Source organism: Bdellovibrio bacteriovorus, from assembly GCF_001592735.1.
Lineage (GTDB): Bacteria > Bdellovibrionota > Bdellovibrionia > Bdellovibrionales > Bdellovibrionaceae > Bdellovibrio > Bdellovibrio bacteriovorus_D.
In genome coordinates this window covers 1,289,053-1,305,286 of sequence record NZ_LUKE01000001.1, presented here as the reverse complement: position 1 = coordinate 1,305,286, position 16,234 = coordinate 1,289,053, and the positions used below count along the sequence as shown (strand labels likewise).

The 16,234-nt window shown below is 45.4% G+C and carries 16 protein-coding genes; 7 read left to right on the top strand and 9 right to left on the bottom strand.

All coding sequences use genetic code 11. The features are described 5' to 3' along the window. Positions 1-25 precede the first annotated feature (25 nt). The 7 genes from AZI86_RS06350 to deoC all read right to left on the bottom strand — a co-directional run bounded on the left by AZI86_RS06350 (position 26) and on the right by deoC (position 7,962). Positions 26-553, bottom strand: a complete 528-nt coding sequence (locus tag AZI86_RS06350; protein ID WP_061834229.1) for an acetyl-CoA carboxylase biotin carboxyl carrier protein subunit — start codon at positions 551-553, stop codon at positions 26-28. Between the two features lie 4 nt (positions 554-557). Further along, positions 558-2,060: an acetyl-CoA carboxylase biotin carboxylase subunit gene (gene accC / locus AZI86_RS06345; RefSeq protein WP_061834228.1), complete on the bottom strand. Its 1,503-nt coding sequence runs from the start codon at positions 2,058-2,060 to the stop codon at positions 558-560. An 8-nt stretch (positions 2,061-2,068) separates the two neighbouring features. Next, positions 2,069-3,637, bottom strand: a complete 1,569-nt coding sequence (locus AZI86_RS06340) for an acyl-CoA carboxylase subunit beta (protein WP_061834227.1) — start codon at positions 3,635-3,637, stop codon at positions 2,069-2,071. 138 nt (positions 3,638-3,775) lie between these two features. Further along, the gene (locus AZI86_RS06335) at positions 3,776-5,008 is read right to left on the bottom strand and encodes a S8 family peptidase (RefSeq protein WP_061834226.1); all 1,233 of its coding nucleotides are present in this window, start codon (positions 5,006-5,008) and stop codon (positions 3,776-3,778) included. 136 nt (positions 5,009-5,144) lie between these two features. Beyond that, entirely contained in the window at positions 5,145-5,960 is an 816-nt protein-coding gene (locus tag AZI86_RS06330) for a purine-nucleoside phosphorylase (RefSeq protein ID WP_061834225.1), read from the bottom strand. A gap of 18 nt (positions 5,961-5,978) precedes the next feature. Further along, the gene (locus tag AZI86_RS06325; RefSeq protein ID WP_061834224.1) at positions 5,979-7,298 is read right to left on the bottom strand and encodes a thymidine phosphorylase; all 1,320 of its coding nucleotides are present in this window, start codon (positions 7,296-7,298) and stop codon (positions 5,979-5,981) included. A gap of 1 nt (position 7,299) precedes the next feature. Then, positions 7,300-7,962: a deoxyribose-phosphate aldolase gene (deoC, locus tag AZI86_RS06320; protein WP_061834223.1), complete on the bottom strand. Its 663-nt coding sequence runs from the start codon at positions 7,960-7,962 to the stop codon at positions 7,300-7,302. Positions 7,963-8,018: 56 nt separating this feature from the next. Here deoC and AZI86_RS06315 point away from each other — a divergent pair, with 56 nt between their 5' ends. Beyond that, on the top strand, positions 8,019-8,393 hold the full coding sequence (locus AZI86_RS06315; protein WP_253715801.1) for a hypothetical protein: 375 nt from the start codon (positions 8,019-8,021) through the stop codon (positions 8,391-8,393). Here the strand turns inward: AZI86_RS06315 and AZI86_RS06310 are convergent. After that, positions 8,390-9,484 carry a type IV pilus twitching motility protein PilT gene (locus tag AZI86_RS06310; protein WP_061834222.1) on the bottom strand — a complete coding sequence of 365 codons (1,095 nt, stop codon included), beginning with the start codon at positions 9,482-9,484 and terminating at the stop codon, positions 8,390-8,392. The two genes, AZI86_RS06315 and AZI86_RS06310, sit on opposite strands and share 4 nt — an antisense overlap. A 245-nt stretch (positions 9,485-9,729) precedes the next feature. On the opposite strand from AZI86_RS06310, the gene AZI86_RS06305 reads away from it, so the two are divergent. Both AZI86_RS06305 and AZI86_RS06300 read left to right on the top strand, forming a co-directional pair. Beyond that, a complete protein-coding gene (locus AZI86_RS06305) occupies positions 9,730-10,902 on the top strand; it encodes a hypothetical protein (protein WP_061834221.1) in 1,173 nt (390 codons plus the stop codon). Positions 10,903-10,982: 80 nt separating this feature from the next. Continuing rightward, positions 10,983-12,503, top strand: a complete 1,521-nt coding sequence (locus AZI86_RS06300) for an Rne/Rng family ribonuclease (RefSeq protein ID WP_061834220.1) — start codon at positions 10,983-10,985, stop codon at positions 12,501-12,503. Here AZI86_RS06300 and AZI86_RS06295 read toward each other — a convergent pair. Beyond that, positions 12,500-12,805, bottom strand: coding sequence for a helix-turn-helix domain-containing protein (locus tag AZI86_RS06295; RefSeq protein WP_253715790.1), 306 nt, complete (start codon positions 12,803-12,805; stop codon positions 12,500-12,502). The two genes, AZI86_RS06300 and AZI86_RS06295, sit on opposite strands and share 4 nt — an antisense overlap. 404 nt (positions 12,806-13,209) lie before the next feature. Here AZI86_RS06295 and rplU point away from each other — a divergent pair, with 404 nt between their 5' ends. The 4 genes from rplU (at position 13,210) to nadD (ending at position 16,234) form a co-directional block, all read left to right on the top strand. Further along, positions 13,210-13,779, top strand: coding sequence for a 50S ribosomal protein L21 (gene rplU, locus AZI86_RS06290; protein ID WP_061834218.1), 570 nt, complete (start codon positions 13,210-13,212; stop codon positions 13,777-13,779). A 28-nt stretch (positions 13,780-13,807) separates the two neighbouring features. Then, a complete protein-coding gene (gene rpmA / locus AZI86_RS06285) occupies positions 13,808-14,068 on the top strand; it encodes a 50S ribosomal protein L27 (RefSeq protein ID WP_011166148.1) in 261 nt (86 codons plus the stop codon). A gap of 97 nt (positions 14,069-14,165) precedes the next feature. After that, entirely contained in the window at positions 14,166-15,206 is a 1,041-nt protein-coding gene (gene obgE / locus AZI86_RS06280; protein WP_061834217.1) for a GTPase ObgE, read from the top strand. After that, entirely contained in the window at positions 15,203-16,234 is a 1,032-nt protein-coding gene (gene nadD, locus AZI86_RS06275; RefSeq protein ID WP_061834216.1) for a nicotinate (nicotinamide) nucleotide adenylyltransferase, read from the top strand. The genes obgE and nadD overlap by 4 nt, the downstream gene beginning before the upstream one ends.

The window sequence follows — 16,234 nt, the reverse complement described above, 5'->3', positions numbered from 1 at the left end:
CTAGGGAGCTCGCCGGGAGTTCATTTTAAGGCTCTTCAAACTTAATTAAGACCGCTCCGGACTCCACCGAATCGCCCTGTTTCACGCGGATTTCTTTGATTTTCACATCGCGAGAAGCCCGCATTTCATTTTCCATTTTCATGGCTTCCATGATTAGCAACGGCTTATTGGCTTTAACGATTTCGCCCTCTTTGGCGAAGATCTCAATGATTTTACCTGGCATGCCAGATTTTAATTCTTGATCTCCACCGATACCGCCACCCTTTTTCAAGGATTCATGTAAAAGCATCTCGTCATTAAACACTTTAATGGCGCGGAACGAGTTACGCGTAAATACAGTGTACTCCGTGTCTTGTCCGATCACATCGATCAAATACGACTTTCCACCGAAAAGAAAGCTGATGTATTGCTCGGCCTGCTTATAGTCGTTTTTGGAAATATCATAGTGTTTCCAATCTTTGCCTTCTTCTTGCAAAGATACGCGCCACATACTTTTTTGTTCGACCACGTCGATCTTATATTTCTTACCTTTTAGTTCTGCTTCAAAATACATAGCTTTAAGTCCTTAACTGCATTTTGCGACCAAGACGCTTCCAATTTGAAGTCAGGTTTAGCTGACGAACATCTTTGGATTTACGGTCGTTGTACGCGGTAATAGCGGCAGCGATCAAAAACACGGGATCTTCTACTTCGGCAAAAAGTTGGGGTTCGATCACTTCAAAGTTCTTTTCAATGAACTGAGTCGTGTAAGAACCATCGCGGAATTTCGGATGATCTAAAATCGTTTTATGAAGAACGATATTTGTTTTGATACCGGTTAAAACGAACTCTGAAAGGGCTCGTTGCATTCTGTCGATAGCCTCTTCGCGAGTTTCGCCCCAAGTAATCAATTTGGCGATCATCGGGTCATAGAAAATCGGAACTTCGTATCCAGGATAAGCGTATGAATCCACGCGCATAAAAGGACCTTGTGGATGGCGACAAGCGCGGATAACCCCAGGGTGCGGTTTATACGTCACAGGATCTTCAGCACAGATACGCGCTTCAATCGCGTGACCTTTTTGGCGAATGTCGGCTTGTTTAAATGACAACGGTTTCCCTGCGGCCACGTAAATTTGCTCTTTTACCAAATCATATCCTGTCACGATTTCGGTGATCGGATGCTCCACTTGCAAGCGCGTATTCATTTCCATGAAATAGAAATCTTTAGTCGCGTTATCAAAGATGAATTCAATAGTTCCCGCGCCGACGTAGTTGATTTGCTTAGCGGCGCGAACCGCGGCTTCACCCATACGCAGACGAACTTCTTGAGGAACAGAAGGGGACGGACATTCCTCGATAATCTTTTGGTGACGACGTTGCACCGAGCACTCACGTTCAAACAAGTGAACATGGTTTCCGTGTTTATCGCCGAACACTTGGATTTCGATATGCTTGGGATCGTTGACGAATTTTTCAATGTAAACGGTTGGATCCGCAAAATAGTTTTGTCCTTCAGAGCGGCAAGCGCGGAAAGCGCTTTCAAGTTCGTCCATTTTCCGAACCACACGCATGCCTTTACCGCCACCACCAGCTGACGCCTTGATGATGACCGGCAGACCGATTTTTTCAGCGATCTTCTGCGCTTCTTCAACTGTTTCAACGCCGCCGTCAGAGCCTGGAACAGTGGGAACGCCCGCTTTTTTCATCAAGGCCTTAGCGGAAAGTTTATCACCCATGGATTCGATGTTGGCCACCGTGGGTCCGATGAAAGTAATACCGGCTTCTTCCAAAGCTTTCGCAAAGGTTGTGTTTTCAGAAAGAAAACCATAACCCGGATGAACAGCATCGACGCCGGCTTGTTTGCATACTTCGATAATCTTTTTATAATTCAAATAGCTTTCTTTCGAAGGCGAGGGGCCAATGTGATAGGCCTCGTCTGCTAAGAAGACATGTAAACTGTCACGATCGGCGTCTGAAAACACCGCTACCGAACCAATGCCTAACTCACGACAAGCGCGAGTCACGCGAATGGCGATTTCCCCACGGTTGGCGATCAGGATTTTTTTAAATAAAGCCATGTTCGCTCCTATAGCGGAATATTGCCGTGCTTTTTAGCCGGTTGAATTTCACGTTTATGTTTTAACATCTCTAAAGAATCAATGATGCGTTTGCGAGTCATGCCTGGCTCAATCACTTCATCCGTATAACCAAGTTCTGCCGATACATATGGATTGCTGAACTTTGCTTCGTATTCCGCGGTTAAGCGCGCACGTTCTGCCGTTGGATCTTTAGCTTTGTTGATTTCTTCGCGGAAGATAATGTTGACGGCCCCATCCGCACCCATCACGGCGATTTCTGCCGAAGGGTAGGCCAAGTTCACATCGGAACGTAACAGTTTTGATCCCATAACGATGTAAGCACCACCATAAGCTTTACGAGTGATAACGGTGATCTTAGGCACTGTCGCCTCGGCGTAAGCGTAAAGTAATTTTGCACCATGAGTGATGATGCCATTCCACTCTTGATCTTTACCGGGTAAGAAGCCCGGAACGTCAACAAACGATACGATTGGAATATTGAAAGCATCACAGAAGCGAATAAAGCGCGCGGCTTTACGAGAAGCTTCGATGTTTAAACAACCCGCCAAAATATTTGGCTGATTGCCAACGATACCCACGGGGCGACCATTGAAGCGAGCAAAGCCGACAACGATGTTCTGCGCAAAGTGTTTGTGTACTTCTAAGAAGTAACCTTCATCCACACATTCTGTAATAACGGAAAGCATGTCGTAGGGTTTTTTCGGATTTTCAGGAATTAATGTCGTCAAACTTTCAGTGACGCGATCAGGACGGTCGTTAGTTGGTAAAACCGGAGCATCATCCAAATTGTTTGAAGGTAAGAAGTTCATCAACTCGCGAATCAGCAACAAACAATGCTTGTCATCTTCGGCGGCAAAGTGAGCAACACCTGATTTTGCAGAGTGAGTTGTCGCACCACCAAGATCTTCTTTGGTGACCTCTTCGTGAGTGACCGTCTTAATAACATCAGGACCGGTCACGAACATGTAGGAAGTGTTTTTAACCATGAAGACAAAATCAGTAATCGAAGGAGAATAAACCGCACCACCTGCGCACGGGCCCATGATCGCCGTGATTTGTGGAACAAGGCCCGAGGCCATTGTGTTACGAGTGAAGATGTCGGCATATCCACCCAAGGATTCAATACCTTCTTGAATACGCGCGCCACCAGAGTCATTGATAGAAATAAAAGGCGCGCCGTTTTTCATGGAAAGATCCATCACCTTGCAAATTTTGTTTGCCTGAGTGCGAGACATCGATCCACCAATCACGGTGAAGTCTTGAGAAGAGACGTACACCAGTTTGCCGTTGATGCGACCGTAACCTGTAATAACACCGTCACCTGGAACCACGTTTTTATCCATACCGAAGTTGGTACAACGGTGAGTAACAAAACGATCCATTTCAACAAAGCTGCCGGGATCAAGAAGAACGTCGACACGCTCACGCGCGGATAAACGACCACCTTGTTTGTGCTTTGCTATACGTGCGGCGCCACCGCCGGCCATAGCTGCTTCGTTTCTTTTTTCAAGATCACGCAAACGAGCTTGAATGCCAGATGAAATTTCTGTGCTCATATAATTCCTTTTTCCTTCGGAAAAATTCCGTAAAAAACCAAGGAATTAATCTAGCACGGGCTTTTGGGAAAACACGTGAAAACTAGGACGCGGAGCATAGTGTATTATGCCCCGCATATATTTTCTATCTATTTGAAATTATGGAACTAACTGATTTAGGACGTCATGGGCTTTGCGCACATTAAGTCGGCCTCGAGTATTTACCCTAAATTCGCGGTTTGGAGTGACGTCCACGGACTTTAAAATGGCTGTCTTAATTTGGTTGGCCGTCGCATTTGGCTTTGCACTCCACAACAGAGCCGCGGCACCTGAAACAAAAGGGGCTGCCATACTTGTTCCATCCATGTATGCCGTCGTATTGCCGGGAACCGTGCTTAAGATTCGATCACCTGGGGCAGCCAAATGAACTAATTGGAATCCACTGTTTGACCAAGACGTCATAATATCTGTCACTGATGAAGCCGCGATCGTTAACTGATTTGAAAGATTAAACGACGCCGGAAACTCCGGATAAGAGTCAATGTCGCGACCATCATTGCCCGCGGCGACAACGACCAAGATCCCTTTTCTTTCTAATTCTTGAAAGGCATTTCTTAATGAAGCCACGCAGGGAGCTCCCCCCCAGCTAGCATTAATAATTTTAACGCCACGTGAAGCCGCATATTGCAAAGCTAAAACGGCATCCCCTAAAGAGCCACCACCATCATCCGAAATAAATTGCGCGGGTACGATTTGCGCCAAAGGGGCCATTCCTTCGACCGATCCAAAACGAGGGTCTGCCGCGATAATGCCGGCCACGTGTGTGCCGTGAGAGCTTGGGGCTCTTGCTGTTGCGGGAGAAGAAACAAAAGCCGCTCCATAATAGTCATCGACGATTCCGTTACCATCATCATCTTTTCCATTATTAGGAATTTCCGCGGTGTTAATAGCGATGCGCGGTTGAATTTGTGAGTGAGTTGGGTCCACAAAGGCATCTACGACACCGACTTTGATATCTTGACCTTTGATTCCCAAAGCCCAAAGGCTGCGAGCTTGCACCATGTCTTGGCCCCAGCTATCTGTGGAGCCTGCGGTGCGAACTTCGTTGGTGCTTTCAACTTTTATTTCACGATCGTATTCCACATAGCGAATATCGGCTAGTTGTGGTTCGATAAAATTCTTTTTGAAATCTTCGGCATCTTTTCCAGATTCAACGGTGAAACGGCCATCTTCCCACTGCACGATGAACTTACTTTTGATCGAAGTTCCGCGACAAGCAGAAGAATCTAAGGTGTCGTTGTCACCAAATACCGAGCTTGATGTTTTTGGGTTGCTGCAAGCTGAAAGCGCAAAGATGAAGGCAACCGCCAAGAGACTTTTTTGAACATCCATGTTCACTCCTTGTGCGGGCCAATTCGGTCCTATTGTAGAGACGCGAATAAAGAGCCCGACAGGTTAACTCGTCGGCAGAAAACTGTCTTATTTTGAGTCTATGAGGGGTGAAACTAGACCTTGGACGCGGAGATTTTTAGATCTGTGGAATAAATTCACGTAAAAAAGAACAGAACTGAGATTCAACTCTGTTGGCCGTCTCCGTGACTTCGCTATGTGATAGCTTTTGAGTGGAAACACCTGCCGCCAAATTTGTGATACAGCTTAATGCTGCCACCCGCAACCCAAGATGATTGGCCGCGATGGTTTCAGGAACGGTGCTCATACCGACGGCTTTGCCGCCAATAAGTTTTAAGTAACGAACTTCAGATGGAGTTTCGTAAGTAGGACCACTTACACCACAATAAACCCCTTTATGAAAACGCGTGCCTTGCTTTAAAAGCAGATTTTCCATCATCGAAATCAAGCGTTTGTCATAAGCTTCAGTCATGTCGGGAAAACGAGGACCAAGTTCTTTGATGTTAGGTCCCATCAAAGGATTTGTGCCCATCAGGTTGATATGATCTTCAATAATCATGAAGTCACCAGCCTGCATATTTTCCCCGAAACCCCCAGCAGAGTTTGTCAGAATCAAAGTCTCAATCCCTAACATCGCCAAGGTTCTCGTAGGAAAGACGACGCTTTCCATGCTGTGACCTTCGTAATAGTGATTGCGGCCTTGAAGAATCGCGATGGATTGATTGTCAATTTTTCCGAAAATCAAATTGCCAGAATGGCCTTCGACCGTCGGTGGTGAAAAGTGCGGAATGTCTTTATACGGAAGAGTGCATTCGATTTGCACATCCTTCACAAAAGCCCCAAGCCCCGAGCCCAATACCACACCGACCTTCGGCTTTGCCGAGGTTTTTGTACGTATATAAGTGACGGTTTCTTGAAGTTTATTGAGGACCAATTCCTGCTCTTTTCTGACCTACAACAAGGTCTTAATTATCAAACTAGGCTTCGCCGGCTTTTGCAAGGAAATATTCACTGCTGATTTTAAGAGCGGAACAGCGGACTGCAAAAGATCTTTATCATCCCCGTGCAGAGTGAAAATAGGCTCGCCCGCTTTCACTTCATCACCCACCTTCACGTGGAATTCTACACCCGCGGTAGGGGCGATGATATCTGTGGTCTGCGCGCGACCTGCTCTGATGATAATTCCGGCAACGCCGATGCTTTCGGTGTGGAAGCCTTGAATAAATCCTGACTTATCACTAACCAAAGGCAAATGATGTTTTGGTTGTGGTAAAGCCGAAAGATTTCCGCCATGAATCTGGCAGAGCTCTTCAAATTTCGCTAGGGCTTTTCCGGATCTTAAAACTTCGACAGCCAATTGATAACACGCCTCTTCATTGGGGCCTTTACCCGCTAAAAGCAGCATGTGTGCAGAAAGTCGCAAACTAAGCTCACGAGTGTCTTCGTAAAGATCATATCCTGCGGCCCCTATGAACTTTTCGTTTTTCATTATGGCCACGCACTCTTCGACCTCTAAAGAGTTTCCTGAGTATCTTCCTAAAGGCTGATCCATATTTGTTAGTAAGGCGGTGACTTTCTTGCCATAACCTCGAGCAATCGACATTAAATTGACCGCTAACTCTTCTGCTAAAACCGGTGTTTTCATAAACGCACCGGTGCCGTATTTCACATCAAGGACCAAACCATCGATGCCTTCGGCTAACTTTTTAGACATGATCGAAGCGCAAATAAGTGGCAGACTTTCAACGGTCGCGGTGACGTCACGTAAGGCATAGATTTTTTTATCGGCAGGGCAAATCTCTTTTGTTTGCCCGATAAAACAAATTAGATGTTTGCCCACAAGCTCTACGAACTCGGGTAAAGACTTTTGTGTGTTGAAGCCGGGGATGGCTTCCAGTTTATCTAATGTCCCTCCAGTGTGACCAAGGCCACGACCTGAAATCATGGGAACGGGAACACCTGCGGCGGCGACAATCGGCCCTAGAATCAGGCTTGTCTTATCGCCCACACCACCGGTGGAATGTTTATCCACTTTAAAGCCAGAAACGCTGGAAAGATCAACCACCTCGCCGGAATGAAGCATGGCTTTAGTCAGAGAAAGGGTTTCTTGTGTCGTCATGCCCTTAAAAAATGTCGCCATTAATAAAGCCGACATTTGGTAGTCAGGAATCTGTCCACGTGCATATCCCAAAATAAATTCTGAAATTTCGTCATCGCTCAAAGCTTGGCCATTGCGTTTAGCCTTGATGATTTCGGCCGGAAGAAAAGCCATTTTAGTAGCCTCCGTTAATTTGACCGCCGCGAATAAGCGCGACGCCAGAGCTTGTGCCTAAGCGGGTGGCGCCCGCTTGAATAAGTGCCTCTGCCGTGGTGAGACTTTTAATGCCGCCAGAAGCTTTGATTTCCATTCTATCGCCCACAACCTTTTTCATAATACGAACGTCGTCAACAGAGGCTGCACCACCACTAAAACCCGTGCAAGTTTTTACAAACTGGGCGTTTCCTTCCAAGGCGTACTGGCAAGCAATTTTCTTTTCGTCATCGTCTAGCAAAGCTGTCTCGATGATCACTTTCACCGGATGACCTTGGGCAGCGACGACCACGGCGGCGATATCATTCACAGCGTATTCGTGGCGGCGATCTTTCACGGCACCGATATTAATGACCATGTCGATTTCGGTCGCACCGTTTTTAATTGCCGTTTGTGTTTCGAAAGCTTTACTATCGGTGTCCATGGCCCCCAAAGGAAATCCGACCACGCAGCAAACTTTCACCGAAGAGTTTTTTAAAAGATCAGCACAAGTTTTAACGTAAGAAGTGTTCACGCAAACACTGTGAAAGCCATACTGGACAGCTTCCTTACACAAGGTATTTATTTGCGATAGTGTCGCATCGGGCTTTAAAAGCGTGTGGTCGATATAATGACTTAGTTGCACAGAACACCTCACAATGTTTAAATAAAAAGTAACGCACTTAAAGCACGGAGGCAATCATGAGACAAAAAAAGGGAATTTTCCTTGCAATGGCCGTTGTGCTTTTTGCGAGCAGCTCGACGTGGGCACAGCAGTCCTCAACCCGTATGGTAAAACGGCACGTAGCGACGGTCCTGTTTTCCACATTAGGTGGGGCGGTTCTAGGTCTTAGTACGCTGCCTTTTTATGGAGAGCCGCAAGAACATACTGATAATATCAGCGTAGGTGCACTGCTTGGATTTGTTGCGGGCGCTAGTTACGCCGCGTATGCGGCCTCAAAGCCAGAAGTTCCAGTCCGAAATGATTATGGATTTGGAGAAAGCATACAAAACAAAAAGGCCCTCGCGGTAAATGCGAAGGCCATGCCTTTAGTTCAATTGAATTTCGAGTTTTAGCCCACTTTGGTTTTTGGTCCACCGCCAGGGATGGTTCCCTGAACGGTGGTGTCGCCGCCACCGGCTTGACCCAAGAAAGTTTTGGCATCGGCCACGGAAACTTTTCCTTTGCGGACCAAGTCTTCGATGTATTTTTCGAAAAGCACCATGCCTGAGCTGGAGCCTGTCTGAATAGCTGAAGGAATCTGATGCACCTTACCTTCGCGAATCAGATTTGAAATCGCTTTGGTATTTCTCATGATTTCATAAGCGGCAACACGACCTTGTCCATCGGCGCGAGCAAATAGAGTTTGTGCCACAACCCCACGCAAACTTTCTGCCAGCATGGTTCTGATTTGTTGTTGCTGTCCCGCGGGGAAAACGTCGATGATACGGTCAATAGTTTTTGCAGCACTGTTAGTATGAAGTGTTCCGAAAACGACGTGACCGGTTTCTGCGGCCGTCAAGGCTAACGAAATGGTTTCTAAGTCACGCAACTCACCCACGAGTAAAATATCTGGGTCTTCACGTAACGCCGCTTTTAAAGCATTTGCGAAACTTTTAGTGTGGCTACCAACTTCGCGCTGATTGACCAAAGATTTTAAATTTGGGTGAACGAACTCGATCGGATCTTCCACGGTAATGATATGAGCTTCGCGAGTCATATTGATCTGATGGATCATCGCCGCAAGCGTCGTTGATTTACCTGAGCCCGTAGGACCCGTGACTAAGATTAAACCGCGATCACAATCAATCATGTCCATGATGGCTGGGGGCAAGCCAAGTTCTTGAGCTGTTTTAATTTTTTCGGGAATCACACGCATCACGGCGCCAAGGCCTTTACGCTGCATAAACACGTTACAACGGAAGCGACCCACACCCGCCAAAGTATAAGCGAAGTCTAATTCCCATTTTTCGACGAAAGCTTTTTTTTGTTTCTCAGAGAGAATTTCAAATAGCAGACCTTGTACATCTTGATTGGTTAATTCGCGATAATTCAACGGAAGCATGTCTCCGTGAAGGCGCAAGTAAGGAGGCGCACCGCTACTGATATGTAAGTCAGATGCTCCTTGTTCGACCATGAGTTTAAATAGTTCGTCGATTGTTGCCATTGCAGCTCCGTTAAAAAAACGTCTTAATCCATAATCTTTTCGGCAAGATGAGTGTGCAGTTTGATGATTTCGTCTCGTTTCTAGACTTCCGCCCATGTCTAGACTTCTTACAGTCGGGTGACCAAAGTGCGTATTTGGATGCTTTATGGAGCCGTATCATTTTGAAAATGCCTAATTAAGTTGTTGAAAATAATGATGTTTGCCCGTGCCAAGAGATGCGCTCGACCCTTGCAGTGCTTGTCTGTATGGAAATGAAGAAGCGATTTAAATCATTCACACTTATTGGTCTGGCGATGTTCCTCGCGGCGTTTTCCGGTCAGGAAAAGTTCGTAGAACTTGAAGGCTATTTGAATGCTCGCTCTTCGGCTGCATTTCGTAAAATCGACACGAATGTTAAAGCGGTGCTAGCAACAGGCACTCGTGGCGAAATTTTAGAGAAAAAGAAACTGCGTTCAGGCAATTACGGCTTAAAAGTAAGAGTTATGTCGGGTCCATACACGGGTAAGTCTTACTGGGTATACTATAACGTTAGTAATCCAGATCTTGCGCTTTACGATGCGCCCCCGCAAACCTGGGATCAAATCACACCAGAAAAAACAACTATTGATCAGGCGGCAGGAGCGGAAACATTGCGTCCGATTAAGGGCATAGATGATACGGACAAGGCCTCTGAACTTGCTTACCAAGAAACAAAACCTAAAGAAAATAATGATGCTCGTGATGCCATCGATGCGATCACCTACGGTCAACAACAGGTCAATCGTGTTCCGGTTCCATCAAAAAGACCTGAATGTACCGAGTGTTCGCAAAATATTGAAAATGTTCCTGTTCCCGCATCTGAAGAACAACTAGCAGATGCATTGATCGGACCTTCGGCAAAACAAATGAGCCCTCGTTGTGCCACATTCATAAATCGCGATGGTGAGTTCGGAAAATTAGGCCGAGCCGCAATGAAAATTATGAGCGAACCAAGATATAAAAATGCCTTCACTAAAAGCAACGCGCTTGGAAAATTCTGTCCAAACTTTAATACCTTTACGGAGTCTGAAAAATTGCAGGCTTGGACTTGGTTCTGGGCCTCTTTGGCGAATGAAGAAACTCAATGCGTGCAAGAGATCGAACATCCCATGTATGTCTACAAGCGTGGGCGCAGAATCAAAATCAACAATGAGCTTGGTTGGGGTATGTTTGCGGCAGAAAAAAGTGCGGCGAATCGCGCAGCTCGTCGCGGCGATGCATGTAAAGTGATCTTTGGTTCGGGTGAAGGACAGCTTCGCTGCGCCATTGATACGATGAAAGACACGACTTTAGATGATGGTCACACCGCAAGTGGCGATAAAGGAAGTTACTGGGGTCCAGTTCGCCGCGGCAATACGCAGATCATGCCGCATATGAAGCGCTTCAAAGCGTGCTTCTAATATTAAGAAATAAAAAAGTTCTATTTCAATGATCTTTCCTGACAAGTATGCTTCAATGAAAACTTGTCAGGAGTCCAAGTATGTCTGCAGAAATCCTCATCAACGTTCGTCCTCAGGAAACCCGTGTTGCTTATGTCGATGGTGGGATACTCTCTGATTTAAAAATTGAACGAAAAACTTCTCCGACTTTAGTTGGTTCTATTCACCGTGGCACCGTGAGCCGTGTGCTGCCTGGCATGCAGGCAGCATTTGTGGACATCGGTTTAGACAAGGCAGCATTTTTGTATGTCGGCGACATCCGCGAAGATGTCGATGATAACTTCTTATCATCAGTGGATCGTGATGAACCACTAGAGATGGAAGGCGATGATGAAAAGCTTCCAACCCACACCACGAAAACTCCGATTCAAGATTTGCTAAAAGAAGGCCAGTCGATTTTAGTTCAAGTCGCTAAAGATCCATTGGGAACGAAAGGTGCTCGTTTAACAACGCACCTATCTTTGCCGGGTCGCTTCGTGGTTTTTTTGCCGACGGTTCGCCATTTGGGCATTTCTCGTCGTATTGAAGATGAAACCGAACGTGAACGATTAAGACAACTGGTGCAAAAAATTAACCCCTCTGGTGGCGTGATTGTGCGCACGGCGGGTGAGGGCGCCTCTGAAGAGATGTTAAAGGCGGACATCGAATATCTAGACCGATTAAGTAAAGAGATCTTTAAAAGTTACGAAAAAAAGAAAACTCCCGGCGGGGTTCACACTGAACTTGATGTAGAGCTTCGCGCGCTTCGTGATTTGATGAGTGAAGATGTTACTAGCGTTTGGGTGGATGATGTTGAAGTTCATAAAAAAGTTGTGAAGTTTGTGTCGCAATTCATGCCCAAGTACAAACAAAATATCGTGCTTTACGAAGAACAAAAACCGTTATTTGATTTGTACGAAATTGATATCGAGATTTCGCGCTCGATGGAGCGTAAGATTTGGCTGAAGTCGGGTGGATATATCGTTATCGATGAAGCTGAGGCCTTAGTTGTTATTGACGTCAATACCGGTAAGTTTGTCGGAAAAAAAGATCTGGAAGATACAATTCTAAAAACCAATCTTGAAGCTGTTCGTGAAACCGCTCATCAGCTGCGCATTCGTAACTGTGGGGGGATCATCATCATCGACTTTATCGATATGGAAAAAGAATCTCACCGCGAAAAAGTGTTAGAAGCTTTGGCGGAAGAGCTGGGTCGGGATCGTGCGCGCACCAATATTGTTTCGATGTCGCAATTAGGCTTGGTAGAGATGACTCGTAAACGCATTCGTCCAAGTCTGATTAAGACTCTTTGTGAGCCGTGTTCTTATTGTGATGGTAAAGGGTATATTAAGCGCAAATCCACAGTTGCTAATGAAATCTTCCGCGAGCTAGAGCGTGATGCAGATATGTTGATCAATAAAAAGACCAATGTGGTGGTTCACTGTCACAGCCAAGTGGTTGACTGGATTTATGAGGTTGAAGGCGAAAGCTTGGAAATGATCGAGAAAAAACTAGGCCGGTCCGTCGCCTTTAAGATCGAACCGAATTACCATATTGAACAATACGAAATCTTCTTTGTTTAAGCACGGTGGGAGCGGTTTGAGGACTTGCCTAAGCCGCGCCGGTATTCCGCCACGAACTTTTCTTTTAAGCTTTGAGTGACAGACTCTACTTGAGCTTCTAGGATAACGTTAAACAAAACTTCAGCATCAATCTTATAGACCTTTGCTAATTTGCGTAAGGTTGGAATCGGTGGCATCGAAAGTCCGCGCTCCCAGTTAGAGACGAACTGAGACGTGTTATATCCCAACATTGTTGAAATATTTTTTTGTGAAAGGCCTTGGGCCTCTCGACTTTGTTTCAGAAAATCGCCACATTTTTTCACGCAAGCCTCCATAAACAAAACGCATACTACACCGAAAAGGGGACCCAGCAAGTAAATAGGTTCTTGATTGCAAACTTTGGAAGTCGCTCCATATATAGTGTCGCGAGAGGGACTGATTGGGGCGATGTGACTTCAAGCCAGAGGGGCTTGATTTTGGGCCCAAGTGGCCCTTGGTGGCGCTGAGTCGGGGCGGGAGAGGGTCTTTATTTGAAATAAGACCTTGAATTTATTTACCAAATCTTAGAATAAGCGGGGTTTTAATAAAACTCTTTGCCTTTGAGACCTCAAACCATTAATCTCTCTTCTCTCCCTAAAAGCTGAAAAAAATAGCATGTAATAGGTTGACAAAGCCTGGTGCAAAGTGGCATTTACGGTTGGCTTAATTCGGGTAGCTGGAGGTTTAGATGTACGCGATTATTCGCACAGGCGGCAAACAATATAAGGTCCAAGCCGGGGACGTAGTTCAAGTAGATAAAGTTGCACAAGATCTTGGTGCAGAGTTCGTTATTAATGAAGTTCTTTTGGTTGGTGGTGAAACAGCTACTCTAGGATCACCTCTTGTAAAAGGTGCTTCAGTAACAGTTGTTGTAACTAAACAAGCAAAAACTCGTAAACAGATCGTTTTCAAAAAGAAACGTCGTCAAGGTTACAGAAAATTTGCTACTCATAAGCAAGAATTCTCTGAACTTTTCATCAAAGCCATCTCTTTCGACGGTAAAACTGCGAAAGCTGAAGGTTCTGCAAACGTAGTAGATGTTAAAGCAGTTCGTGCTGAAAAAGCTCAAGCTCGTGTAGCGGATCGTAAAGAACGCGCCGAAAACAAAAGCAAAGGCACAGCAGAAGTTGTTAAAAAAGCCGCTAAAAAAGTAGCTAAGAAAAAAGTTGCGAAAAAAGCTGTTAAAAAGACAGCTAAAAAAGCAACTAAAACTGGCGCTAAGAAAAAAGCAGCTAAGAAAACATCTAAGAAAGCTTAATTTTTAATTTCTTTAAGAGAGGTCAGTCATGGCAAGTAAGAAGGCCGGCGGTAGTACAAAGAACGGACGTGATTCACAGAGTAAACGCTTAGGCGTAAAACGTTTCGGTGGCGAAAAAGTTCTTCCTGGAACAATCATCGTTCGTCAGCGTGGAACAAAATTCCACTTGGGCAATAACGTAAAAATGGGTCGCGATTACACGATCTATTCAGTAGTTGAAGGTCTTGTTAAATTTGAACGTTTCTCTAAAGAGCGTTTCAAAGTCTCTGTTTATCCAAAAGCTGTCTAGTTCCAGACAGTTTCTATAGATAAGCACCAAGACATTTTTTCAATACATAAAAAGGAGCCCGCTTTGCGGCTCCTTTTTTGTTATAGATGGTGCTGTTATGAAATTCATCGATGAAGTAAATATCACTCTTGCGTCTGGCCGCGGCGGCCCAGGTTGCGTTAGCTTTCGCCGCGAATCTATGCAGGCCCGCGGGGGCCCAGATGGTGGCAATGGCGGTAAAGGCGGCAGCGTCGTTATCCGTACATCTCGTCATATCAACTCTCTTGTCGACATCCGTCGCAATAAAAAATACTCGGCCCAAAGTGGGCAAATGGGTATGGGACGTCAAAAATCCGGTCAAGATGGTGAAGACTTCGTTTTAGTTGTTCCAGAAGGAACAGTTCTAAGAAATCTTGAAGGCGAAATCGTTGTCGATATGACCGGTATTTCTGAATACACGCTGCTTAAAGGTGGCCGTGGGGGCATGGGCAATGAGTTTTTCAAAAACTCGGTGAACCAAGCTCCAGAATATGCGCAGCCCGGTGAAGAAGGCGAAGAGCTTGAAGTTAAGTTAGAGCTTAAGCTGATCGCTGACGTGGGGATCGTTGGATTTCCGAATGCGGGTAAATCAACATTGATCTCACGTATCTCTGCCGCGAAACCAAAAATCGCGGATTATCCATTTACAACACTGACTCCTAACTTGGGTGTCGTTAAAGCGGGCGATTACTCTTCGTTTGTGGTTGCTGACATTCCGGGCCTAGTTAAAGGCGCTCACTCTGGCGTGGGTTTAGGTATTCAATTTTTAAAACATATCGAACGTACACGTTTGTTCATTCACTTGATTGATGCTTCAGGAATGTCCGGCCGTGATCCGCTTGATGATTACAACGACATCAATAACGAACTTAAGATGTACGACGAAACTAACAGCGACAAAGAAGGGTTTTTCCCTTTGGCGACACGCCCTCAGTTTGTGGTGCTAAATAAGATTGATACTTTGAGCGAAAAACAACTTCATAAACTTAAACAAAAGTTTAAAGAAGCTTCTGGCCAAGAGCCATACGCAATTTCTGCGGTTACAGGAACCAACATCAAAGAATTCATCCAAGAATTAGCTCGTCAAATCCTTGTCGAGAAAGAAGAAGAACAAACATGAAAATAGGTATTTTCGGAGGTAGTTTCAATCCTCCACACATGGGTCATATCAATGCCGTTCAAACCGTCGCTAAAAAAGTCGGCTTGGGTAAAGTGCACATCATTCCGGCGGCCCAGAATCCTCTTAAAACTCCGGTTGAAGGTCCAACGTCAGACCAACGTTTAGAACTGACTCGTTTGGCTTTTGAACAATACGGAGAAACTTACTTTGTTGATGACCAAGAAATCAAACGTGGCGGATTAAGCTACACGATCGACACTGTAATGAGTCTGCGTAAATCCTATGAAGCGGCAGATTTGTTTTTGATCGTTGGCGCTGATAAATTTGAAGAGCTTTCTCAGTGGAAAGACTATCAAAAACTTCTTTCGGAAGTGAACTTAATCGTGACGACTCGCCCCGGTTACGACACGCCGGAAACGTTAGAAGAAATGCCAGCGTACTTGAAGCCAATGGTTTCAGATTTTGACTTTAACTTTATTGAGTTAAACACCGGTCGCAGCATTCAGTTCATCACTTTGCGTGATATCGAAATTTCGGCAAGTGAAGTTCGTAAGTGGTTGCGCACGGGAAAGCCCGTAGAAAAATATCTTCCACTTGCAGTTGAATCTTACATCAAAGAACACAAGCTGTATCGCAACCTTGGCGATCGTATTGGTGACTTCACAAAGTTTTCTGCGTTCTGCGCGGATGTGCTGTTTGCAAAAAAAGGCATTAACGTCCGTGGGTTTGACTTAACGGGCAGCTCGGCGCCAAGCGAATACACTTTGATTGCTTCAGGGACCTCAACTCGTCACGCGGCTGCAATGGCTGAAAATATCGTGATGGCGGTTAAAGAAGAATACAACGTGCATCCACAAAGTGTTGAAGGTATCGATGAAGGCCGCTGGGTTTTAGTCGATTACGGCTCTTTGATCGTTCACATCTTCTATGATTTTGTTCGTCAAGAATACAATCTAGAAAACTTGTGGCGCGACGGTAAAGACATGGGTCTTAAAGATCCATATGTTGGAAAACCAGGAACGCCCTAG